The organism is Candidatus Saccharibacteria bacterium oral taxon 488 (assembly GCA_013100825.1).
Taxonomy (GTDB): Bacteria; Patescibacteriota; Saccharimonadia; order Saccharimonadales; family Saccharimonadaceae; genus Nanosynbacter.
The window spans coordinates 238833-262854 of the sequence record CP040001.1 but is presented as its reverse complement, the minus strand read 5'-3'; the positions used below and the strand labels follow the sequence as shown (position 1 = coordinate 262854).

The following is a 24022-nucleotide window of genomic DNA, read 5'->3' as shown; positions in this document are numbered from 1 at the left end:
CTATCCCTTCGGTGCTAATTTCATATAATCAATCATCCAGTTGGAGATATCAGTAAAAATTGGTGCAGCGTGAATGTTACCCTGTAAGTTCTTGCGCTTGCCAGGCGCCGCGACACGTACCATTATGACATACTCGGGGCGATTTGCGCCACCATAGCCGATATACGTCGCTACTGTTTCGTCCATGGTATAGCTACCATTGATCAGCGTCTCTGAGGTACCAGTCTTGCCGCCGACATCATAGCCCGGCCTGTCTTTATCGGGCATACGCTGATTGAGGACCGCCCGCGCCGTCGACAACATGCCCCGCATCGTGGCTGATGACTGCTCAGAAATAGTCCTGCGCAGTGGTGAAGCAGCCGAAAATCTCAAACCACCATTCGCATCCACCGTTCCAGCTACCACCGTTGGCCGAAAATACTGCCCGCCATTCACCACCGAACAAAACGCACTGGCTGCCTGCACCATCGTCGCATTCATACCCTGCCCAAACGTAATATTCGCGTAATTCACCTCCGCCCCCGGCCGATTCGGCGTATAGAGTAGCCCCGGCGCCTCCGCTAGCTCAATCCCCGTCGCCTCACCAAACCCAAATTTGTCGTGATAATACTCATACAGCGTCTGCCGCGCACTCGGGGTGATCGTCGATCCATCGCCCAGCCGCCGCGCAATCGTGATCATGCCGACATTGAGCGAATTATTAAACGCACTCTGCATGCTCGTCGTGCCGCCAAGCCCCCTTAGAGCATTACACATTTTCCGATCCCCCACCTCAGTACAATCAGTGTTCGAGTACGTTGACTGCGGCGTCACCACACCCTTATCAATCCCCGTCGCCATGCTGAACGTCTTGACAATGGACCCCGGCTCAAACGGCAGCATCGTCGTCGCATTGCTAAACACCGCTGCGTCTTTTTGCTTGGTGTACTCGGCTGGATTATACGTTGGATAATTAGCCATCGCCAGCACCTGACCATTATTCGGATTCATCACCATCACGCTACCTTCGGTCGCGCCGGCCTTGTCGATCCCTCGTTTGAGCGCTTCTTCGGCGTAACTCTGCACATTTCGATCAATCGACAACGCCACATTCTCGCCCGACTTCGCCTCGACGCGCACGTTATCCTTACTCAGCGTCAGCGGCACATTACGCACATCCGCCACCGTTTTGAGGAGGCCATCGCGACCCTTCAGCTTATCATTCAGCGCCCCTTCAGCCCCGTACTGCCCCTTGCCCTCGGCATTAACAAAGCCCAGCACCTGCGCCGCCAGCTGCCCCTCCGGATAGTTGCGAATCGACCCCTTTTGATACAAGATACCGACAAAATCCTTGGCCTTTAGCTTCTCGGCTTGCGTGCGCGTGATGTTGCGCGCCAGCACTTCGTAGCGAGAGGCAGTGCGCTCCAGCCGCTTGGCCGCGTCACTCACTACCTCGCCGCCCGCGACTTCTTGCAATGCTGCGATAATCTGCTGACGCTGCTCCTGCTTGACCGTCTGCGGATCAGCAATAACCGTATAGACCGTCTGGTTAAGCACTACAGGGGCAGCCACGCCGCCATCCATCATATATAGCTTGCCCCGCTCGGCTGGAATGATGAAATGCCGCTGCTGACTAGCCTGTGCCAGCGACACGTATTCGCTGTGTTTAATGATCTGTAGATAAAACAGCCGCATCACAAAAATCGCCATCATCCCCAACAGAATGATAGCGAGTACGCCGGTTCGAGATTGCGTTAAGTGACGTTTCATACCGCTTGTCCTATTGTACCACTTTTACCCCCAGGCTAGCGAGCATAGTTCGTCTGCGTCGGTGTTTTCATCGCCGATGCAACATTGCTGTGCTTGACCTTTTCGAGCGCCGTCAGCCGCGCATTCTGCACCTCTAACTCTGACTTTTTCGTCGCCAGCTCATTCAACTGCGAATCCAGCCCCTCCGCCTCGTAACCATAGGCCGTCGTCTTGGTCGCCTGTGTCAAGTACACCAGCCCCAGCACCATAATCATCAGCGCCACCAGCACCGTATGCGCCACCGGCCCGAGCTTGGTCTGTGATCGAAAACGGGTGGCGTTCTGGTTACGGCGAAGCTGCGGCCCAGGACGACGCGGAGTAAATGTGGTGGATGAGCGTGTGTGCATAAATAATTTCTGTGTGTGTTTAATTTGTTACGGTTTAATGCTTTTGGTAGCGCGTCATAAAGACACGGGAAAACGCAGCCGGCCGGCCCGCCCTCACCCTAGGAGAACGAGCCGCCGAGCTTGCATACTTTTTCCGGGAAAACTATCAAGCGAGCTTACTTAGCCGCGGCGTACTGCAACGGTCTCAGCTGCTTCTGCGTCCTGGAATTGTACTTTGATGTGGATTGGCATGGTGTCGCCCTCCTTCTTTTTGTTTTATGTTTTCACGGCGTAGCGAAACTGAGCGCTTCGACTGCGCGGATTGTGAACATCTTCTGTTCCAGACACCGGTTTTTTCTCTGGAACGCTCAGCTCGGCCTCGTAGCCGGCAGCTACTTGCTCCCAGAAATATCGCTTGACCAATCGATCCTCCAAACTATGAAAACTAATTATTCCAACTCGCCCGCCCCTAGTAAGGAGACGTGGCAGCAGCGGCAATAATTCTTCAACCAGCCAAAGTTCGTGATTGACTTCAATGCGCAGTGCCTGAAAGGTGCGAGTCGCCGGATGATGTTTCATCCCGCCGCGACCGACAGTGTGCTTGATCAGATCAGCCAGCTCAGTCGTTCTCCGAATCGGCCTGGCGCCAACAATTGCCTGCGCAATCCGCCTAGCCCGCCCGGGACTTTCCTCGCCGTAACGAGTTATCAGCCGCGTCAGCTCATCAACCGAATACGAATTGACGATATCCGCCGCTGTCATTTCCGTCCGATTATCCATCCGCATATCCAGCGGTCCGTCAAACCGAAACGAAAAACCTCTCTCTGCTCTGTCAAGCTGCGGTGACGACACCCCCAAATCAGCCAAAATCACGTCAAATGTACGTCCCTGCTTGACCAAATCCTGCGCTGCGCTCACAAAATCCTTGTGAACTAGCGTCGCGCCTTTTTTAGCCAAATCGCCCAGCGTGTTAATCGCGTTATCATCGCGATCAACCAACACTGCGCCCAAGTAATTATCCGTCCTCTGTAAGAATTCCCTGGCATGGCCGCCGTAACCAGCCGTCAGATCGAGATAGCTCTCGCCTCTGGCTGGTCGCAACCTGTCCAAGGTCACCTCAAGGAGCACGGGAACATGAATCGGTTCGCCTACCTGAAGCGCTTCCGACTGTGGTGGATGTTCTTTAATACTCATCATTGCTTTATTATTGTATCATCGGTCGCGGCGATTCTTCGAGATTTACTCCTCTTTACGCGCCAGGCGACATTCGTCACTTGGGCTGCAATCGCTGTACGGAGATAAATCTCGAAAATCTTGCGACCAGATACAATAGCAACGCTCGAGATCACCTAACTGGATATTTAATTCTGGCCGTTTTGTATTTGTGTTTTGTTTGTTTTTTGTCTTAAGAGTGGAAAATGGATGATTGTCGGTGACAACCATAGTTTCCAAAAGAGACTTATGTGTGAGGTGGAGTTTTTTGGGAGGTGTTTTGAGGAAAGAACGTTGCCGTTTTTATCGTGGAGCAAAGTGCCACCTGCCATCTTCAAATACCCAGATAGTTGATCTCGAGAGGTTTTCAAATTGTTAAAGTACTGACCCCAGCTAATCAATCTGCATTCTCAGTCGCCATCAGCCGAAAATACGCGCCCGCCCGCACCGCCACGACTTCCCGGTCAATGCCAGCATAGTCGAGCAAATGCTGCTCAATCGTCACCCGACCCTGTTTCTGGTCGAGTGCCGAGGCGGTTTTACCGCGGCGAAACTTGACGTTCAGGTCGGCCACGCGCTCATCCAGAATACTTCCGGTCAGCGCGCCCTCAACTTCCCGATCCCAGACTTGCTGCGGATATAAGTGAAGGTAGTTGCCAAACCCGCGGGTCAATACGACGCCGGATGCAAACTCTGCCCTGAGCTCAGCTGGGATCGTCAAGCGCCGCTTGTCGTCCAACTTCCGCTCAAAGTAATCTGTCTGCACGTCGTCCTTCCTCCGTGGTAGATTAGTTGGTTTTTCGTAGTGGATGTTTGTTTTGGTTGGTGATTTCCATCAACTTTCGTTCCACTGACTCCACTATACTACCCACAACTACCCACATGCAAGCCTTTTTACCCACTTTCTACCCATTTCCCTACTAAACAAAAACTTTTCCACGATTCTGTGGAAAAGTCTAGTGGTATAACACGATAGCAGAACACCATCTCACCAGTGCCCCTCAGCCCCAGAGTCAGCTTATGCGAGACAAATCACTTCCGCAGCTTCTTGATCACCGCCGCAAACCAGCGCGCGCTTGGCCGCACCGTCCGGGCCATGGTCTGCCGGTTGACTGCCACCAGGCCAAACTTTGGCCAATAGCCCTTGTCCCATTCAAAATTGTCAAGCAGGCTCCAGTGCAAATAACCGATTAGCTTGACGTCATGTTTGAGCGCCTCGTGCATGGCCTTGATCGTCTCGGTCAGCCACCATTGCCGCTGACTATCAGTGCCGTCCGCCAGCCCATTCTCGGTAATCATAATCGGCAACCGATAGCGCTCGGCTACGTCCTCCAGTAGATACTGCAATTTATCCGGCTGCATATCCCAGCCAAGATCACTGACCTTCAGGTACGGGTCATGTGCCCGATAGCCATAAATCCGGCGGGCAAAGTAATAATTGATCGCCAAGAAATCACTGTGCCGCCGCACTCGACGCAGTACCCATGTGTTCAGGAGATAATTTGCCACCCGCGCACTAGCACGACTGAGAATCGCGTCATCGCCAGGATAGCAATAGATCAGATGGTGCGCCATCGACACCTTCCATTTTTTGCGAGCACGCGTCAATTTATACACTTTTTTATGCGCCGTAACGAGGTTATAGAGCACGCGCAGCATATCACGCTTGCGAGTTTTATTTGGCGGCCAATGCCCCTCGAGATAACTCTCGCCAGCATACACGGTCGGCTCGTTAATCGTCACGATCCACTCAATGTCGCGCCCCAGCTCGCTCAAAACTTTCTCAACATAATACACGAAATATTTGATGTTGCGCCGCTTTTCAAAGCCGCCCTTAGCTGCAAACCACTCTGGTAGTGTAAAATGAAACAGCGTCACCACCGGTGTAATACCCATCTTTTTCAGCGTCCGTAGATACGTCCGATAGTGGGCGATCGCCGCCGCGTCCCACGCGCCCTCTTGCGGCTCAATTCGCGCCCATTCGATACAGAACCGAAAGGCATTCATGTTGAAGCTTTTGAGAATCGCGAAATCTTCCTCATAGCGATGGTAATGATCGACACCCCGCCCCGATACGTAGTTGTCAGGCCTGGTCGCCTCTTTTTTGATGCGCGGCCAGCTGTCAATATCACCAAATTGATGCGGCGCCTGCACGGACAGCCGCTTGGCATGCTCAAGCTCCCACGTCGTCCACTGATTCACCAAGCCGCCCTCGACCTGATGTGCCGACGTCGCTGCACCCCATAAAAACTTCTTTGGAAACACGATGCGTTCAGATTGCTTCGTTGTCATCAAAGTATATTATACCAAGTTATCAGCTCATCTGCCAGCCTGGGGCTACTGCACCACATCCTCCCCAAAATGTTTCTGCAGTCGCATGCGAATTGAGCCTTCATGCCGGCCAAGTTTTTGACTGAGCTGCTGGATGGTCGCGCCTTGTAGAAACTCCTGTTTGAGGATGTCGTCGTCGGCTTTTTCCCACGGCATATACGCTTTCGGATGTGTCTCGCGCATTTTGGCAATTTTTTGCTGCCAGCTAGCGGACTGAGACTTCTTGGCGGATTTTTTCGGCATTGACTGTTTCCGCTTCATCTCCTCCAGTATCGGACGATAGTGCTTGGCTGCTTCATTACTTGCTCGCTGCAACACCTCATCAATCGCCAGTGCATCCGGTGAAATTTCCAGCGCCTTACGATTAATTCCATATAGATACAGATTGTCAAGATCCCGCACCCGGCTCAAGGCCACATAACCCATACCTTCGACAAAGGCCTTTTTCAGATCAATTTTTGCCGCGTCCAGCGTCATACCCTGGCTTTTATGCACGGTGATAGCCCACGCTAGACGCAAGGGTATCTGCGAAATACTCGCCCGCTTGCGCTCACCGTCACGCAGCTCCCAGACATCCGGTACCATGGTCACCTGCTGGCCACCACGAAACTTCACGATCGGATAATCGGTCAGCGGCTCAAAATCCACCACCGTACCGATACTACCGTTAGCGTACAATTTCTGCGGCGAATTTTTCACGGCCATCACCAACGCACCCGGTTTCAACACGAGTTCGCTCGGCGCCAGCACCGACCGTTGCAGACTCTCAACATAAATTTTCGAGCCCGTCGTCGTCTGCTGATATGTTCGCTCCTCGCCCGCCAGCTCCGCCAGCTTCTGGCTGTTGATAGCATCAACATCAACATTGACGGTATGTAGTTCAGTGATATTACCGTCAGGCAGTTCGACCTCTGTCCGCGCCAGCAACGTCTCGGCATGATGCCGCCTGATATCGTCATGTCTCAGCGCCGTCAAAATCTCCAGCAGCTGCTCGTCATTTTGCCGGTATTGCCGCTCCAGATATAGCACCGCCGGCTGTAATTCCTGCCAGGCCTCTGAATATACCACGAAACCACCACTCTGCTCGCCCGGACGATTGATCGGCGGTAATTGGAAAAAATCACCACTCATCACCAGCTGCACGCCACCAAACGGCTGGTCATTTTCCCGGACACCGCGCAGCACCCGATCAACCATGTCCAACCGAAAATCATGCAACATGGAAATTTCGTCAATCACCAACACATCAGTCTTGGTAATCACCTCACGCCGCGTTTTTGACAGCCGATCAAAAAAGTTGTTCGCGAGATAATCACTGACACCAATACCACTCCAACTGTGAATTGTATTGCCGCCCAAATGCGTCGCCGCCAAGCCCGTCGTCGCTGTTACCGACACCTTTTTACCCTGGTCACGCGCCTGCATAATAAACGTGTTCAACAGATGCGTCTTACCTGTCCCAGCCGCGCCCGTCAGTAGCGCCGACCGACCGCTCATCAAAATCGCCAGCGCCAATTCTTGATCCATACTTAACCTCGCGGCGGTTCGCCCTCTGGCTCGCCCAGCAGTTTTTTCGATTTAATTTCGTAGCGCTTGCCAGTAATTTTACTCTCGATATAATCCTCATTGATCAAGTTCACAAACATATCCAGATCATTACCGTCCATAATGATAATCGCGCCGTTATCATCACTCATCAGCTCTAGTTGCATCTCGTCGGCATAGTCCAGCACCTGCTCTTGCTTAACCTCGCCGATCTCCAATTTCTGCAACTTATTGATGGTCTTTTTGCGCTCCTTGACCAGCGCATTGAGGTCCAAGCCTTCTGGAAAACTCAATTTATATTCCTTTTCGATCTCCGCCACCTTCTTATCGGCAATCACTTGCTTCTTGTACTCATAGCCAAACATGCGCTCAAACTTGCCTGGATTAAAGGCAAAAATATCCTGACCGATGATCAGCACCTGGTTGTCATCCGGCACCTTAAAACCAACTTCCGCCTTAAATGCGCCAAACTTGCCGTCAGAAAACTCCCACGCCAGCGCGCTTTTCAGCGTCTGTCCCTGCTGGATTAGCTTCACCGTGTAAAAGACTTTTTCTGGATCGTTCGGATCAGTAAATCGCGCTATCAGCCCTTTCATCCGCTTGAACTCATGCTCGGTTTCCGAAAACTCCACGATGTCGCCGCGCTCATGCTCAATCAAATGAATCAAGGTTTCCGCCCGGCCAACCCTGGCGAGATCCGTCCGCAGTAGTACGTTGTCTTCTGCTTCGCTCAGTTCATAATCCCGCACACTAAGGCCAGTACCGGCGCCCAAATTAACTTGATTGATATAATCAAACAAAAATAGCGGCCGGAGCTGCTGCTCGACATCGCCCTTCAGGGGCATGAAATACGGCGTGTAATTTTTATTAAACAAAAACAGCTCAATCGATAGATTATTCTTTTTTGCGTCAGTTTGATTGGCCCACAAAAAAATATCAGTCGTTTCCCTCACTTCTTCCATGAGGGTAATTATAGCAGTTTTTGTCAGATGTCGCCAGCTGCTATTTAGTTAATCGCTCGCCTTCACGCGCTCGGTTGGCCCACTCATCCGCCAGCTCATTGCCCTCGTCGCCCTCGTGGCCACGCACCCAGCGCAGATCCGCCTGCGAATTTGAGTATAGCTCATACAGTTCACGCACGATATCCAGATTCTTGATCTCACCACCCTTCTTTGTCCAGCCGCGCTGCTGCCAGCCTGGCGCCCACTTGGTCACCACATTGATCCAAAATTCGCTGTCAGTGTAGATCACGCACGGTGCCTCGTCCGCGTCCCGCAGCGCCGCAATCAGCGCCTTGCCCTCCATACGGATGTTAGTCGTCTCGCCGTCCTCCGAGCCCAAAATCCACGGCTGAAGATCGCGAATGACCGCAAAGCCACCCGGGCCAGGATTGGGGCTAGCTGAACCGTCAGTGTAGTAGATTGTCATACCCTGATTATACATAGTTTGCCGAACCTAGGCGATTTCATACTGCAGGAAATACCACAAATCCTCTAAAAATGCATCACGCGCCGGAGTTGAACGCTCGTTTACCATGAGATCATGGCTGGCATAGTCGCGCCGCTGATGGATTTGCCTAAGCAGCTGAGACATCGTTTGAGCAATGGAATGTTTATCTTTATCAGAGACTGAGTTCTGCTGCTCTAATTTATCCTTAGCAGAGACTGAGCGCTGCTGCTCTAACTGGCGAATATATTTATAGATGATGTGCGCCACCTCTCCCGTTCGCGAGCGTTGCCGCTCGGCCTTGGTGACAAACTGCACTTCGACCGGCACGCCCTTGTCTACTCCTGGATGATCCATCAAAAAGGTCACTTTAGAAACCTGATATTTCTGACCGCGCTGCTTTACACTTTCATCATCCTGAACCACAAACTCGCAGCGCCCTATATCAAACCCGCATTGCTCCATCTCCTGGCGCACGGTAGTAACATAATCCACCGTACCATGGACACAAATGGCACTGGACTTACTGGCGGCCTTTTTCAGCTGAAACGCTGGGTTCATATCAATTCGCCGCTGTAAAAACTCCACGAAATCACGTGCCTGATCCTTTACCGTACCTGATATAACGGTCAGGCCGAGTACGTCCATCGGCGTATACTCCAGTTTGTCATTCTGGCGAGCTTCATGCACCTTGGCTGCCCACGACCCCACGGTTTTCAGGCGATATTTTCCCTCTACTTCCTTACCGTTTTGTGCCAAAAAATCCCCAATATGAATCGACCGATTCGGGCATGATTCTTCGCTACGCGGACCGACCACTGCTTCGGTCTCAACTTGCTCAGTACCAAAAATTGTATTAACTAAATTGCGGACACCAACGTGGCGAATTGTCTCATACTGCCCACGAATCTCCTTAACGAGATCATGCTTGCCCTGCCCCTTCAGCCGAATGATATGTGCCTGTGAACGCAGGCTTGCCGCCAGCCCATCAAACCCCATCACTTCACACAGCGGTGCATAGAACGACTCCGCCTCCAAGACATCCTGCAGTTTGGCAGATTCACGTGATGATGACGGATAGCGCATATTGTCGAGTAGCTCACAGGCCTTGATGATCACCGCCTCGATATTGGTCTTATCCAAAAACTCAGCCATCTGCTCCACATCAACAAATGGCTCGATCTGCCGCCATGCTTCAGCTGGCACCGAACCGTTATAACGATCCGTGATAATCTCTCTGATATTTTCAGGAATAGTATTAGCCACCTGTAGTCGGTGCCGGCCAGAAGCCTTTTCCGTCTCAATAAGGTCCGCTAGGAGCGATGCTACATATGCACCCTGCTCGCGCGTCATCCCAGTTTTAGGATTCGTAAATACATCGGCCAGAGCCAAGCCGGCGGCCTGTCGACGCTCCGGCGTGCACTTCTGGCTATCTCTGTTGTGAAAGCGGTCAACCACGTCATGCAGTAGCACGGCATGAATTGCCTCAGGCGGCAGTTTCAAACCGGCAAACTCCTCCACCAGTTTCATCGTTCGCTCAGCATGCTCCACCAGATCCTTTCGTTCATTCACACCTTCACCTTGAAAATACCCCTCAAGTGTCAACTGAAAAGGAAACTCAAGAGATGGACGTTCAAGATTGATCTCAAATTTCTTTTGTGGCGTGCCCAGCTGCTCTAGCTGCTCACTGCACGAAGAACATAATTCACTCATAATCCAGTTCGTTATCAAACTGGGCTATTATAACAGATGATGTATATTTAGTCAATAAAATAGGTGCCGGCGTCAGGATACGCATTGTACTGTTTCAGCGACATACTCTGGCAATACGCCCCCGCATCAAAGATCACTAGCTTATCGCCAATTTCCGCCCGGGCCAGCTGCCGCGATGCGAGATTCTCTGGGTTGCTGGGCGCTGGTGTCAAGATATCGCCCGTCTCACAGCAGTGCCCCACCACGATGTACTCTCGCTGCTCCTCGCGACCCGCGAGTACCATCATCTCGTGCTGCGCGCCATACATCCCTGGCCGCGTGATGTCATTCATACCGGTATTAAGGCGCAAAAATGTGTGACCATCCGCACCAGTATCAACGATATCCACCACCTCCGCAACCAACACGCCAGCATGTGCTACCAGCCAGGTTCCGGGCTCAATTTCTAGATGCAGTCGCCGCCCAGTTTCCTCAGCGAACTGAGATAATTTCCGAGAAAACACCTCGCAAATTACCGCCAGATCCGCCTCCTGCTCATCGCCAAACCGATGCACTTTGAAGCCACCGCCAATATCTAGAGTGGTCACCTTCGGCAGTCGCCCAACCAGCGCCAGCGCTGCGTCCATCGCCTCGCCCCACAACCGCGGATCAGCACCCGAACCAATGTGAATATGCAGCCGATCAATCGTCATGCCATGACGCCTCGCTAACTCCAGCGCCTGCTCGGCATAGGCATGCCACAGCCCAAAGCTGGAATTAACCCCACCGGTCATCGTCCGGTTATTGTGCCCCGAGCCCATACCAGGATTGAGCCGCAGACCGACCGTATTTGGGCGGTGTGGACTCGCCGCAAACAGCTCTAATTGACGAAGCGATGTCGCCACGTAACGCACGCCAGCCTGGAGCAGTTCATTGAGGTTGTGCGCCGGCTGCTGGCTGGAGAGACTAATCGTTGGGCCGCTCACTCCTCGTTCGAGTAGCAGCACCGCCTCGTAGCTTGAGCTGGCATCAAATTGCAGCCCCAGCTCATCAAACAGCCGTATAATCTCGGGGTGCGAATTCGCCTTGACGGCGTAACGGACGGTCAAGCCAAACGGCACTCGGCACGCCAGCGCCCGCCGGGCCCGCTCCTTCAACATCCGCCTTGAATATACAAAGCTCGGCGTATCAAGCACTTCAGGCAGTTGATCAATTGGAAAGTTCATCATCGCCAATTATACCAGGAATCTGGCTCAATGCTGTCGCTACTGGCCACTCTGGATTCTCTGGCGCCGTAATATCATTGTACTCAACTGTCTGGATAAACCGCACGCCATCAGGCAGATCGCTGCCGATTGGCTTATCATCAACCATCCATACCTCGCCAGTCGGACACTGCTCGCGGAAATACTCGCCTTTCGACTGCAGTGTGGTAATAATCTCTGCCTCCTTAAGCGACGGACATAGCGCCGCCTTGAACCGCTGGTAGTTCGCTGGACCATAGGTCAAGACATGCACGGTTCCGCGCTGCTTGGCCCAGGCTACCACCTCAGCCACCCCGTCGTACTCCATTCGCCCATCAGCCAACGTCGACTGAAGCAGGAACGAGAACGCCTCCTTTTCATCCAGTCCCGCCGCCCGTACGTGCGCCGCAAAATCATAATAGTACGCTTTCTCAGTGCGCACATGAAAGTCAGTCCGCCGCGCCAGCTCTACCTCGCTATCAATGCCAAACTGCCGCCCAAGCAGCCCCCACTCTGCCGCATCCAATTCGCTCGTCCGAAACAAGGTGCGATCAAGATCAAGAAACAGATTCAAACTCATGAAAAGTAAATCCTCATGAGTTCTCGCGCGATTTTATCGCTGTCGTGACGGATCAAACTACGCAGCGCCGCCAGCGGATCGGCCTTTTTATTATGCTGGCGGACGCCATGAGCGATCAGGTGCTTACCCGAGGCGTAGTAATGCTTTTTCTTGAGCTCCGCCTCGTCCCATTCCACCAAATACTCACCATTGTGCGCGTATTTATCAAGCAGCTCCTTTGGTGGACGATAATTGTTATACAGCACATAATCCATGCCCACCCCAGCAAACCGCTCGATCTCGTCAACAAAATCCGCCACCGTAAAGCCATCGGTCTGCGTCGGCTTGGTCACCAGGTTACAGACATAGACTTTCTTGGCCTTGGTCTCAGCCAAAGCCCGCGTCACGCCGCGCACCAGCAGTGCTGGCGCCAAACTACCGTACAACAACCCCGGCGCTACCACCACGAGGTCGGCATCCAGAATTGCTTGCCGAGCATGTGGATTAATCGTTGCCGGCGGGCTGAGTTCCAGCCACGGCCGCTCATCACCCGGAATATTCGTCACCTCGATGGCGTGCTCGCCCTCGACGACTGTACCGTCACGCAGCTTCAACGATAGCTTGGTATCGTCCAGCGTAATCGGAAATACTCGTCCGTTCACGCCGAGCACCTCGCTGGCCGTCTCGACTGCTTGCGAAAAGCTCCCCGTCATCTTTTCCAGCGCCGCCATGAACAAATTACCAAACGCATGCCCCTTCATACTACCCTCGTCAAACCGGTAATTGAACAAGTCGCGCACCTTTGGCGAACTACTCAGCGCCACCAGGCACTGCCGCACATCACCCGCCGGCAGCACACCCAGCTCATCGCGCAGCATACCTGTCGAGCCACCGTCGTCAACCATGTTAACCAGTGCCGTGATACTATGGGTATATTTTTTCAGACCCGACAGCAGCGTGAAACTACCAGTTCCGCCGCCGATTACTACAATTTTTACTCCGAAATATTCTCTATTCAATTCGTATGTCATGCCCGCATTATAGCACTTCAGCGAGGTTAGACCAACGTGCCCTTTGGTAGCGGCCACTCTAAGAACGTCTGGTACTGCGTGTTGACAGCGGTCAATATATGGTCAGCCACCTTGGCCGGGTCATTGAAGAAAGTATAATCATCTGGCCGATTCCCGCGCCAAAATGGTGTTTTCATCGCCCCGGGCAAGAACAGCGCTACGCGAATCGGTAAATGCTGCTCATCTGCCTGCAACGCCAAGCTACGAGCCAGCCCTGCCTGGGCGTGCTTGGTTGCCACATACACCACTTCATCCCCGCGAGCTTTGATACTGCTGGTTGAGCCAATCACCGTCAGTGTGGAGCGTATCTGTTGCTGCGCCATCCTATGCCATGCCCACTGCACCAACGGCAACGGGCCAGCAAAATTCACCTCCGCCATGGAGCGCGCATCAGGCTGATCCTCGAAGTTACCGCGCCAACCATAGCCTGCCGCCCAGACAAATTGTTCAATAGTATCACCGCCCAACATCTGCTCAATCCGCGCCGGCGCTGCCTCAACCTGCTCGGGATAGTACACATCCAACGGGAACCCCTCGCCGTGCTCCTGAACGTTATGCGTCTTCCCCAACACCAGCACGCGCTTACCATTTTTCCTGAGCTGCCTGGCCATCTCCAGTCCAAGCCCACTCGTCCCACCAAGAATAATATGCATGTGGTTATTATAGCAGGAGGAGTGATGGACTGTAAAATGTCGGGCGGGTACCCCAAATATCAAAACAGCGTCCAAGCCGACAAGTCCAGATATATTTATTGACACACCTGCGAATGACGCTTCAGCCAATCAGCAATCGCATCAATATCGAGATGATCGGTCGCGACGCGGACAGCAAAATCTTCTAGTTCACCTCGCTGTGCTGTAAAATTATACCCATTCACCTCCAGCAAAGTCAGTCCAGTGAGTATTGCCGTCCGCTTATTACCATCAGCGAACGGATGGTCGCCAATAATCCCGCGCATCAACGCCGCTGCCTTGGCAAATACTGTTGCATATAATTCCTCGCCAAATACTACTTGATGCTGTGTTGACACCGCAGCCTCCAGCCGTCCAACGTCACGCACGCCACCTGCACCGCCGTCTTTGACAAGCACCAGCGCATGAAGTTGCAGAATCTGCTCGAGAGTCAAACTAACCATTAGCGCTTCGCCAAGTGAGAAAAGTCCTCTTTGTATCGCCTAAGGAGCGAATTTGCAGTTTTGAGAACTTGATTATCGTCAGCCACCTCCGAACGCTTACGTACCGTGACTTCAATTTCATCGCCATCGCGAATCCCCAGCGCCCGCAAATCCCGCGCTGGCAGCGTCACGCCACGACTCGAACCAATCTTGATAACCTTCTGAATAGTAGTGATTGTCATGCAGATATTATAACAAAATTATAATTTTATTGCAATATTAGCGAAACCAAATCAATATTTACCGCACGATTTCGCTATGCAGTTCCTGCCATTTCATATGCGCCCCATACGCTCGAGCTGGCGCGTCAACCTCGCTCTTCTGAAGCAATAATTCCTCAGGATTAATAAACATTATTTCATCACCCTCTTCGCCCGGCATAAAATCAAAATTCTCTGGCCAGACGCGGCAATAAAAACAGATTTGATTAGCATCAATCCGCTCAATGTACATCTCGTCCGACGCATCAAAAAGCTGATAACGCAGACCACCCTTGTAACCAACTTCTTCAAACAGCTCACGTTTCAGCGACGATTCAATCGTCTCGCCAAAATCCATACCACCACCCGGCAAATCCCAATACGTCCGATCAATTTCCTTGACGACCAAAACCTGCCCAGCGTCGTTATAAATCAATGCTTTGAGCGAGATACGGTACAGGCAGTCCAGATGGTCCGTTCCATCTAAATTCTGCGTGATGATATGTCCGTTGGTGATTTTTGACATGAAAATCATTATACTACACCCGAACGCTAGATAGCTGATACCATTTCGCCTACAGTATATTCTGTCTTTCCAATATCCATTACTAACTACTCATTAGGTGTTAACAAGTTGGTAATTACCTAATTGTGATATTCTTTTATTTTACTGGCATATTCAGTCAAAAGATTCTTTGAATAAATTTTTTCATTTTTTGAATTTCTAACTTCTTTCCAAAGAATAGAAGCTACTTTTAATTTGTTCGAATAGTTGCGACTATTTTCGTCTGCACTAAAATCCTTTAAAAATTGATTCCATTGACAAACCGAATTATCATACTTGGCATAATCCGACTCTCCATAATACACCTTCAGCATATCTTTGATTGTAAATTTGCCATCCTTTTCTCTTTTTACTTTCCGCCAAGCAGTAGCCATATCAGCAGTAAATTTAAAAGGTGTAATACCTGTTACGGCGGAGAAATATTCTCTGAATTTTGCATTAAAAGAAAAACCACATTCAAGTAACGGCGTGTCTAATGTAATATTTTCAACTTGCTTTGTTTCGTTTTTTATTAGTGATTTTTTAATCAGATTACCCTTAAAGTACTGCTCAATAATATAATTGAGTTCTTGTTTTGTACCTCTATATTCTAATCCTAATGACTTGCAAATCTGTGAAAGTTCTTCACGATACCAATAATATTTATTAAACTCGTCAAACGATGTAATTTTATCAAACTCAGGTCTACTTTCTATCAATATTTTAGCTCCTCAAAACTAATTTATTTTTTCATATCTAGTATCTACAGCTCTCCGACCCTCACCCGCCGCTGCTCCGTCGTATCCCGCTCGCGCACGGTGACGGTGCCGTCCTCTAGTGTTTGGAAGTCGATCACCACGCAGTGCGGCGTGCCGATTTCGTCTTGGCGGCGGTAGCGCTTGCCGATGTTGCCGTTATCGTCCCACATCACTCGGCCGGGGTTGGCTTTGGCGAGGCTCGCGTAGACTTCGCGGGCTTTTTCCACCAATTCTGGCTTGTTTTTGAGTAGTGGCGAGACGGCAAATCTAACTGGTGCCAAGTGTTCTGGCAGCGCCAAATACACCCGCTTTTCACCGTTTTGCTCGTCCTCGCGGTACGCACCCGACAGCACCGCCATCAGCGCCCGCTCCACACCGAAGCTCGGCTCAATGACGTGCGGAACAAATTTTGTGTTCGTCCCCTTGACAGTGTATTCCATGCTCTTGCCGCTGGCGCGCTGAATGTTCATCAGGTCAAAATCGGTGCGATACGCGATACCCATCAACTCCTCACGACCAATCGGATAATCGTACTCAATGTCGATCGTCTTTTTGCTATAGTGCGCCCGATCCTCCGCCGGCACGTCCAGCTCGTGGATATGCTCTGGTTTCAGACCCAGCTCTGTCAAAAACTCATGCGTCGCCGCCAGCAGCTCATCAAACGCCTCCTGCCAATGCTCAGGGTCGACAAAATACTCAATCTCCATCTGCTCAAACTCCCGAGAGCGGAAGACGAAATCACGCGGCGCAATTTCATTACGAAAGGCCTTGCCCTGCTGAGCGATGCCAAATGGCAGGCTTGGGTAGAAACTATCAACGATGTTTTTGAAATTAGTGAAGATACCTTGGGCGGTTTCTGGACGGAGATAAGAAATCGACTGTGGATCGTAGGTAATCGCTTTCATGCCACTAGAGCCACGCTTACCATCGACGCCCCCCGTCAACCCATCAATCGCCAGCTCATTTTGCCCGCTAGCACCGACAAATGTCTTGAACATCATGTTAAACTGTCGCGGCTCACTAAAATTACCTCGCGTACCACAGTTAGGACATTTAATCACTCTGAGTACATGCGACCACTCTTTCAGCCCAAAATCACTGGCCTCCTCGAGGTCAATCTCACTTGGGCCAAGCTCCATGTCCAGTATTTTCTTGAACAACTCGGGCTCTTTTTCTTTGATCTCGTCATAAAAATTCGGCGCCGTGGTATGCTCGCGATACCATTGGATCTTGTCGGTGAGAGCCTCGTACTCGTCCAACTTTTCCTGTTGATCTTTGAGCAGATGATCTTCACGAAAGCGCGCCTTGCAGTGATTGCACTCCACCAATGGGTCAGAGAACGTATCCACATGTCCACTCGCCTGCCAGACTTTCTGATTCATCAAAATCGCCGCATCAACGCCGTACATATCGTCGCGCTCATCAACAAACCGTCGCCACCATAAATTCATGATATTACGCTTCAGCTGCACGCCCAGCGGACCGTAATCCCAGGTACCGCTCAAGCCGCCATACACGTCCGACCCCTGATAAATAAAGCCGCGACGCTTACACAGGCTGATAATATCTTCCATTTTTGTAGTACTCACAGTCTTCCCTTTCTCCGCGTTGGCAACGCGACGATTGTCATCATTATTGCTCCAGTATAGCACATTTGACATATCTTTAATTATCGTGGTACGCTTAAAAAATAAGAGCCGAGGGAAGCAGGTGATATGGGTGAAAAATACGCACAACCACATAATACTATTGGCGAGAGTCCAACCAATAACCCTGACTTGACCTTTCCTAAAGTATCCACGGGTGATCTCGTTCAGCAACTGGAGATGCTCATCGGTAACCCAGAACTCACCCCCGAACAAAAGCTGACTGAGTTTTGGCAGAATTTTAATACTCTCACTGACTACCCACCAGATCTAGATAATCGTATTTACTGGCTAATGGACATCCAAAAGCTACTAATTGGCGCTAGTTATCTTGAAAAACTCCTTGAGACTAATACCGATAAGAGTATCATTGGAGACGCCACGCCAGAAACACTACGAGAGCGCGCTGCTGTCGCTTTCGAGCAATATCGCACATCCTTTGATAGCATCACTCCCGGCAATACTCCTGGTTTGCCTTCCTCTCGGTTATTTGATAACGTATGGCATGCAACAAAGAACCAACAGTGCCCCACCGCACCTGAAATATGTATTGCACCAGCATTACGAGAGATAGTCAATGAAAAGGAAGCTAGCTCCTTGGCTAGACTATGGCTCCAGAAATCATCACGCCTCTCAGATATTCAGGCGGTTTTCGATTATGCTCATCAACAAATCGACAAGGAACAGAAAGTGGCGCTTCTGTCAGTCGTCGGCGAGCGTATTGCCGAGATGTTAGTTGACGCTAAGACAGCCCTTTTCACCGGCTTTCTCAGACTGCGAGCCGCCCAGATTACGCATGACCTGGCCGAGCTTGGCCATTATAGCGAGGAGGAAAGCACTAACCGGCGAGCCGACGCTATCATGAAGTTATCAGAACTTGCCACTAGTCTTGAGAACGATACGCGATATAGCATCATGAAACCCGGTATAGCGAAAAACCTATACGAAAAAGCGAAGTATTTTTGTTCATTGTACAGCAAGGAACAAGAAGTACTAACCGGTGATATGTTGCCCACTAAATTAGCAGATTACCTAGGTGCAGTTGCCGTCGAACACACTACACCGCCGCATGCTGCCTAGCCACCAGCCAGCAGCTAGCGATGACTGGGCCGAGGCCGCCGATGTGGGTGAGATTTTCTAGCGGCTTGGCCTGGATGAGGCGCAGCAGCTTGATGTGATCGGCCGTTAGGTCACCTTGCTCGCTTGGCCTTAGGGCTTTTTCGCTTGGATCGTACATGTATGATTTATCGCTCGCGAGCGTCCGCCCGGCCACGTCAGTGCGTAGATTCAGCTCATCGCCCAGCAGCCCAGCGTACTGCATATAAAACCACGTCTCGACCAGTAGCCGATCAACCGCCGGCCGATCAAGCCACGCCAGCACCTGACTCAGCACCGCGAACCACTCCGGCCCATCAACGGTCTCGGTCGCCTGTGCCACCAGCTTGAGCGCTTGGTAAGCAAACTGCATCCGCTCATAATCCTCGAGGATATGCCGATAAAACGCGCTGAGCCTGGCACTGGTCAGTAGCCCCAGCTCACCACGGCCCGAACGAATCACCACGTCACACAGCGCCAGTAGCTCAATACCGCCGGCCAGCTTGCTCCGCTCGCGGCGCACCCCCTTGGCGATCACCGCCCGCCGCCCCTGGGGCGTTAGTAACTGCAATACCCGATCAGCTTCCGCATAATCCGTCCGCCGGAGCACAATCGCCTTAAGTCGCTCGCCGTCTTTCATTCAGTCTCCTCACCTAGCACGCTGAGGGCAGCCCGTACGTCATCGGGCGTCATTCGCGCCTTATCAAGCACCGCCCACACGCCAAATGGCCGCAGCTGATCAGGGTCAAGCACTACATTACTACACACTACCACCGGCAACCGTACCAGATCCTCATGGCTTTGCAGTTCATTCAGTAGCGCCATCCCTGTCTCACCCGCCAGCAGCATATCGAGCACCAAGCCATCCGGCCGCCACTCATCAAGCATCGCTATCGCCTGTCCAGCCGCCACCACTGTCCGGGCCGTATACCCCGCCTCCAGCGCATACCGCTCCAGCACCGCCGCCCACTGCGGATCATCCTCGATGATCAGGAGTTTTTTCACAATAAGCTCATCTGCTCGCTGAGCGGCACATCAACATAAAACGTCAGTCCGTCTCGGTGGCGTATCAGCCCGATCTGCCCGCCCATCGCCCGCGCGAACGTTGCAGCGATATACACTCCGAGGCCACTACTGTCCGGTCGGGTTCTGACTGATTTACGCGTAGTCATCTCATCCACCAGCCGCCGATACTCAGCCAGGCTCATCATCGGCCCAAAATCCCGTACACCCAGCCGCACCATCGTCCCTGCCTGATGCATGGTCACGCGAATTACTGCCCCAGCCTCGCTGTAGCGCATCGCATTATCGAGAAAATTCGTCATGATCCGCCCAAGCAGCAATGGATTGGCCACCACCAGCCGCTTCTTGCCCGCCCGCGGCCACGTCACCCGTCGGTCATACAGCCGCAGCATATCGCGCGACTGGTGCGCCAATTGGGTCAGTAGCGCCAGTGGATTAACCGGCTCCAGCGGAAACAGCGTTGGCTGCACATTCACGGTACGCGCTAAGTCCTGTACCAAGGCCAGCGAGCGCTCCGCCGTTAGCGTCAGCCGTCGCTGCATCAACTGTGCCTCGGCTGGACTAAGCCGACCATCCTCGATCAGTAAACTCATCTGCCGAATCAACGCCAGCGGTGCCTTCAGCTCATGCGCCGCCACCGCTATGCTCGGCATCGCGGTAAACTCCTTATCACTCCACTGTGGCTGCACCATATATCTCTAGTATAGCAAATCGAGGCGCCAAAAAGAACCGCTGCCGCTCTGTATCATTTCATGCACCAGCCGCGACCGAGAGAGATTACTGTACAAATTTCACTGTCTTGAGAATAGCCTCAAAATCTGGCTTGAACGTATCAGCGTCGGTTGAAAAACGCAGCGTCTTGTCGCGCACCTTCATCAGCACCACCGAGCCGCGCAGATCCTTACTAAACGCACCGTCAATGCGCGTGGCGGTATTACCGTTATATTCGACGCTACTCGAGGTCAAATCACCCTTTTTCAGCAAGCTGGCGTACTGATCTAGTGTCTTATTAAAGTCACTATTGAGGATTTCGAGGCGCAGCGCAAACTTGTTTTGGTTGCTACTATGTGTATTTGTCGGCGGTACGATAACCGGATGGAGATACGCTTTATAGTCGCCGCGATCACCGCCGTCAGCCGCTACGTAAACACTCCAGGTCTTTGGGTACATAAACGACACGCGTCCGTACTGCTCGGGGCCGACGAATTCAATACGCGGGTTTTTGGCCTCTTCATTAAATTTCTCGCGGTCAGCCTTTGATTGCTCTTCGCGCGCCTTGGCCGAAGCTACCGCCATCCGGCTCTCGACCGCAGTTTTTTCCTGTGAATATGCGAGGTACGCCCAGATCGCCGCACTACCAGCCGCCACGAACAGCACAATCGCACTAATCGCCACAATCATCCAGCTATTGACATATCCCTGTTCCATCTCTGTTTTTCTACTCATATGCATCAGTATAGCTTATGCTTCGGGCGATGTAAAGCCTCCCGGCAGCCGATAGAAAAAATAGCCGTGGTATTCTTTTGTCGGCTGCGTGCCGGGGATAGCAAATCCGTAGCTCACGAAAGTCAACGGCTCGGTCTGGGCGGCCGCTTGACGCTCAGCCAGCTGAAACATCTTTGCGATATCGCGGCCATCGCCAAAGGTGTACATCACCGTCACCTTGTCGAGCACCGGCTGCCGCCAGATGTTCGCCCAGCGCACCTGCGCGCCCGGTAATTTCCGCAGCCGCCAGCGCGATATCAACACCAGGAATGGATTAATCTCATAGCCAATCGCCCGCGCACCCTGCTGAGCTGCCGCCATCAGCACCACACCGTCGCCCGATCCGATATCAAGCACCACGTCGCCTTTACCGAGCGGCAGCGCCTCAGCAAACAGCCGCTGTACTTCGCGCGACCGTGACGGCACATACGGCGCACCGATCAATGCTGGCAGCGCAAAGATCATCAGAATCGCGCCACCAAGCCACAGCAGCCATATCACGCGCTAAAATCCTCGCTAAGCACTGTAATGTCGTGCTGCATATTGTCCAGCGCCGCCGTAATGTCTTGCGCCAGCTGCCGCGCCTCAACAAAACGCTGTTTGGCCTCGTCCAGATTAAAGTCATCGCCCTGAAACCACGCAATTCTCTCGTTCAGCTCCGCCATCATCTGCTCAATCGTTTTCTCATTCGTCTTATCGTTTTTCACTACTCTCAATCCTCGCTTTCATGATCTTATCTTTTGTTGTAATCTTTACAATACTACCAATTTGACGGTCGCCGCTGATCATCGCGTAACCGCGCCGCAGCGCCATCTCTGGGTCGTACTCAGCAATCATCCGTTGTTGCGACAATGCCCTATTTATAGCGATCTCGACGCGGTGAGACCACTGTTCGAGCGCCGCTTGTTGCAACATTGTTACGTGAAGGCGCCGCTCCTGAATCTGCTGCCGAATCACTTCCGTCACGCCACCCAGCCGCAACGCTAACTGCCGCCCCACCTCGTGTTTGTCCGGAAATAATAGCTGCGCCGCATTGCTCGGCGTGGCCGCCCACACATCGGCCGCCAGATCGCACAAACTCTCGTCAACCTCGTGCCCGATACCAGTCAGCACTGGCACGCGGCTGCCAGCCACCGCTCGCACCAAGCATTCATCATTGAAACTCGCCAGGTCCTCCGCGCTACCGCCGCCACGAATCAGCACAATCACCTCCGGCGGCTCCGCCAGTTGATTACAATGGGCAATCGCCCGCACCGCCTGATCAGCCGCGCCCTCGCCCTGAACCTTAACGTTAGCGACAATAAATTTCACTCCACCCCAGCGCTCACCAGCAATTTTCATAAAATCGGCGTAGCCTGCCGCCTGCGTACTAGAAATAACGGCTACGCGAGCAGGATATGGCGGTAAGGGGCGCTTGCGTTCCGCATCAAACAGCCCTTCGGCTGCTAATTTCGCCTTGAGTAACTCAGCGCTGCGTTTGAGGTGACCCGCGCCCAGCGGCTTGATCTCTTGTACCGTTAGGCTAAACTTACCCTTGGCAGTGAGCTTGGCCGAAGCTCGCACCACCACGCGCATCCCTTCCTCGATCGGCGTCCTGAGCTGCCAGGCCATCATGAAACAATTGACCGCACTCTCACTGTCCTTGAGCGTAAAAAAGACAAACTTCTGCTGACGCATGGTGAACTCGGCGATCTCGCCTTCAACCTCGACGACTGGGACAGCCGTCTCCAGCACCTGATTGACGACCGCTACAAAATCGCTAACGCTAAACCGCGGCGCCATCGTCATCATCTGGCTGCCCATATTTGATCAGCGCGTGCTGATAGAACATATACCCAAAGATAATCGTTCCCGCGAGCAAGATCACCCGCGTCAGCACAATCCCAGCGATGGCAACGTCCGGCGCCACACCGGTCATACTCAAGAAAACGATCATAATTGCTTCGTACACGCCCGCACCACCCGGCGTAAAGGCCACCAGGCTCGCTAGCCCCGCCACGCCGTAGCCGATGATCAGCACCGCCGGATTGACCGACACGCCCAGCGCCCAAAAGGCCACGATGAACATCAACACATCAAAAATGGCATAAATCGCGCCCCAGACCAGCGGCTTGATGAGTAGGCGCCGATGTTCTGACAGTTCCACGAAATCATCATGCATCTCAGCAAAAAATGCCTCAATTTTCGTCGAAACCAGCAGCCGCTTGATCTTGCCCAGCGTCGCCCAACGCACCACTGCATTCACGACTCGCGACACCCGCACCGCCGTATTGTGCATCCGCTTGCGTGACGAGAACATAAAAATCAGCCCAAATGTTAGCGCCAGCACCACCAGCACTAAAAAGAAACTTGACGTTACGATGTAGCGGTTGACCTGCCCATCAATTGACAAGATCAGCACCGCCAATATCAGCAGCACCATCAGCGACAAAAAGCCCGTCACGTAACGGATCACCTGGGCAAAGGTCGAGCGCGCCGAGCTGACGCCGAGCTTGTGCATCCGCCACGTCGTGTAGGAGATGCCGCTGACGCCACCTGACGGAAAAATGTGATTGACCAGATTCAGTTCCAGTGCAATCCGCGTCTGCTCAAACCGCGAGATATGCCCGATCAGTTTTTTGTCGCGAAGATAGGCAAAAATCATCTCGCCGCCCGCGAAATACACGATAATCTGAAACGGCACCAGTAGCATCAATAGCCAGATATTCGCCCGGCCAAGTAATTCCCATGCCCGCGCTAGCTCGGCGCGCGACAGAAAAATGATCAGCACCAGCACCGCCAGCGTCACAAGGCTCATGATCGTCCGCGGTGATTTACATGCCTCCAGAAACTTCCGTATCCTTTTCGATACCATATCTCCCATTATATCACGCAGTTTTTGCTA

At 52.4% G+C, this 24022-nt stretch carries 27 protein-coding genes; 1 reads left to right on the top strand and 26 read right to left on the bottom strand.

Annotated features, from left to right (window positions below):
* From FBF26_01355 to FBF26_01270, 18 genes are all read right to left on the bottom strand, one after another.
* Complete coding sequence (locus FBF26_01355) at positions 1 to 1749, bottom strand: penicillin-binding protein 2 (protein ID QJU09910.1); 1749 nt, start codon at positions 1747 to 1749, stop codon at positions 1 to 3.
* A gap of 35 nt (positions 1750 to 1784) precedes the next feature.
* Positions 1785 to 2135, bottom strand: a complete 351-nt coding sequence (locus FBF26_01350; GenBank protein ID QJU09909.1) for a hypothetical protein — start codon at positions 2133 to 2135, stop codon at positions 1785 to 1787.
* A gap of 255 nt (positions 2136 to 2390) precedes the next feature.
* Complete coding sequence (gene rsmH / locus FBF26_01345) at positions 2391 to 3308, bottom strand: 16S rRNA (cytosine(1402)-N(4))-methyltransferase RsmH (GenBank protein ID QJU10556.1); 918 nt, start codon at positions 3306 to 3308, stop codon at positions 2391 to 2393.
* 415 nt (positions 3309 to 3723) lie between these two features.
* Complete coding sequence (locus tag FBF26_01340) at positions 3724 to 4137, bottom strand: hypothetical protein (protein ID QJU09908.1); 414 nt, start codon at positions 4135 to 4137, stop codon at positions 3724 to 3726.
* 221 nt (positions 4138 to 4358) lie between these two features.
* Positions 4359 to 5618 (bottom strand): glycoside hydrolase family 1 protein, encoded by a 1260-nt coding sequence (locus FBF26_01335; GenBank protein QJU09907.1) that lies wholly within the window; start codon positions 5616 to 5618, stop codon positions 4359 to 4361.
* A 45-nt stretch (positions 5619 to 5663) separates the two neighbouring features.
* Positions 5664 to 7184: an ATP-dependent endonuclease gene (locus tag FBF26_01330; GenBank protein ID QJU09906.1), complete on the bottom strand. Its 1521-nt coding sequence runs from the start codon at positions 7182 to 7184 to the stop codon at positions 5664 to 5666.
* Between the two features lie 2 nt (positions 7185 to 7186).
* The gene (locus FBF26_01325) at positions 7187 to 8164 is read right to left on the bottom strand and encodes a DUF4868 domain-containing protein (protein QJU09905.1); all 978 of its coding nucleotides are present in this window, start codon (positions 8162 to 8164) and stop codon (positions 7187 to 7189) included.
* 40 nt (positions 8165 to 8204) lie between these two features.
* The gene (locus FBF26_01320) at positions 8205 to 8630 is read right to left on the bottom strand and encodes a ribonuclease HI (protein ID QJU09904.1); all 426 of its coding nucleotides are present in this window, start codon (positions 8628 to 8630) and stop codon (positions 8205 to 8207) included.
* Between the two features lie 27 nt (positions 8631 to 8657).
* Positions 8658 to 10361, bottom strand: a complete 1704-nt coding sequence (locus tag FBF26_01315; GenBank protein QJU09903.1) for a hypothetical protein — start codon at positions 10359 to 10361, stop codon at positions 8658 to 8660.
* Between the two features lie 47 nt (positions 10362 to 10408).
* The gene (locus tag FBF26_01310) at positions 10409 to 11569 is read right to left on the bottom strand and encodes a diaminopimelate decarboxylase (GenBank protein QJU09902.1); all 1161 of its coding nucleotides are present in this window, start codon (positions 11567 to 11569) and stop codon (positions 10409 to 10411) included.
* Complete coding sequence (locus FBF26_01305; GenBank protein ID QJU09901.1) at positions 11550 to 12164, bottom strand: hypothetical protein; 615 nt, start codon at positions 12162 to 12164, stop codon at positions 11550 to 11552. Before FBF26_01305 ends, FBF26_01310 begins: the two co-directional genes overlap by 20 nt.
* Entirely contained in the window at positions 12161 to 13174 is a 1014-nt protein-coding gene (locus tag FBF26_01300; GenBank protein ID QJU09900.1) for a YvcK family protein, read from the bottom strand. Before FBF26_01300 ends, FBF26_01305 begins: the two co-directional genes overlap by 4 nt.
* 26 nt (positions 13175 to 13200) lie before the next feature.
* Positions 13201 to 13866 (bottom strand): SDR family oxidoreductase, encoded by a 666-nt coding sequence (locus FBF26_01295; protein ID QJU09899.1) that lies wholly within the window; start codon positions 13864 to 13866, stop codon positions 13201 to 13203.
* Between the two features lie 95 nt (positions 13867 to 13961).
* Positions 13962 to 14348, bottom strand: coding sequence for a type II toxin-antitoxin system death-on-curing family toxin (locus tag FBF26_01290; protein ID QJU09898.1), 387 nt, complete (start codon positions 14346 to 14348; stop codon positions 13962 to 13964).
* Positions 14348 to 14569 carry an AbrB/MazE/SpoVT family DNA-binding domain-containing protein gene (locus tag FBF26_01285; protein ID QJU09897.1) on the bottom strand — a complete coding sequence of 74 codons (222 nt, stop codon included), beginning with the start codon at positions 14567 to 14569 and terminating at the stop codon, positions 14348 to 14350. The genes FBF26_01290 and FBF26_01285 overlap by 1 nt, the downstream gene beginning before the upstream one ends.
* A gap of 58 nt (positions 14570 to 14627) precedes the next feature.
* Positions 14628 to 15122 carry an NUDIX hydrolase gene (locus FBF26_01280; GenBank protein ID QJU09896.1) on the bottom strand — a complete coding sequence of 165 codons (495 nt, stop codon included), beginning with the start codon at positions 15120 to 15122 and terminating at the stop codon, positions 14628 to 14630.
* A gap of 110 nt (positions 15123 to 15232) precedes the next feature.
* Positions 15233 to 15850 (bottom strand): hypothetical protein, encoded by a 618-nt coding sequence (locus FBF26_01275; protein ID QJU09895.1) that lies wholly within the window; start codon positions 15848 to 15850, stop codon positions 15233 to 15235.
* 44 nt (positions 15851 to 15894) lie between these two features.
* Positions 15895 to 17550, bottom strand: a complete 1656-nt coding sequence (locus FBF26_01270) for a glycine--tRNA ligase (GenBank protein ID QJU09894.1) — start codon at positions 17548 to 17550, stop codon at positions 15895 to 15897.
* Positions 17551 to 17604: 54 nt separating this feature from the next.
* Here FBF26_01270 and FBF26_01265 point away from each other — a divergent pair, with 54 nt between their 5' ends.
* Positions 17605 to 18615 carry a hypothetical protein gene (locus FBF26_01265; protein QJU09893.1) on the top strand — a complete coding sequence of 337 codons (1011 nt, stop codon included), beginning with the start codon at positions 17605 to 17607 and terminating at the stop codon, positions 18613 to 18615.
* Here FBF26_01265 and recO read toward each other — a convergent pair.
* The 8 genes from recO to FBF26_01225 form a co-directional block, all read right to left on the bottom strand.
* Entirely contained in the window at positions 18593 to 19270 is a 678-nt protein-coding gene (gene recO, locus FBF26_01260; protein ID QJU09892.1) for a DNA repair protein RecO, read from the bottom strand. The genes FBF26_01265 and recO overlap by 23 nt on opposite strands.
* Positions 19267 to 19638, bottom strand: a complete 372-nt coding sequence (locus FBF26_01255) for a response regulator (GenBank protein QJU09891.1) — start codon at positions 19636 to 19638, stop codon at positions 19267 to 19269. Before FBF26_01255 ends, recO begins: the two co-directional genes overlap by 4 nt.
* Positions 19632 to 20345 carry a HAMP domain-containing histidine kinase gene (locus FBF26_01250; protein QJU09890.1) on the bottom strand — a complete coding sequence of 238 codons (714 nt, stop codon included), beginning with the start codon at positions 20343 to 20345 and terminating at the stop codon, positions 19632 to 19634. The genes FBF26_01255 and FBF26_01250 overlap by 7 nt, the downstream gene beginning before the upstream one ends.
* 85 nt (positions 20346 to 20430) lie before the next feature.
* On the bottom strand, positions 20431 to 21099 hold the full coding sequence (locus tag FBF26_01245) for a hypothetical protein (protein QJU09889.1): 669 nt from the start codon (positions 21097 to 21099) through the stop codon (positions 20431 to 20433).
* 15 nt (positions 21100 to 21114) lie between these two features.
* The gene (locus FBF26_01240; protein QJU09888.1) at positions 21115 to 21639 is read right to left on the bottom strand and encodes a hypothetical protein; all 525 of its coding nucleotides are present in this window, start codon (positions 21637 to 21639) and stop codon (positions 21115 to 21117) included.
* A complete protein-coding gene (locus FBF26_01235; protein ID QJU09887.1) occupies positions 21636 to 21845 on the bottom strand; it encodes a hypothetical protein in 210 nt (69 codons plus the stop codon). The genes FBF26_01240 and FBF26_01235 overlap by 4 nt, the downstream gene beginning before the upstream one ends.
* A complete protein-coding gene (gene xseA, locus FBF26_01230; protein ID QJU09886.1) occupies positions 21832 to 22941 on the bottom strand; it encodes an exodeoxyribonuclease VII large subunit in 1110 nt (369 codons plus the stop codon). The genes FBF26_01235 and xseA overlap by 14 nt, the downstream gene beginning before the upstream one ends.
* A complete protein-coding gene (locus FBF26_01225; GenBank protein QJU09885.1) occupies positions 22904 to 24001 on the bottom strand; it encodes a flippase-like domain-containing protein in 1098 nt (365 codons plus the stop codon). The genes xseA and FBF26_01225 overlap by 38 nt, the downstream gene beginning before the upstream one ends.
* Positions 24002 to 24022 lie beyond the last annotated feature (21 nt).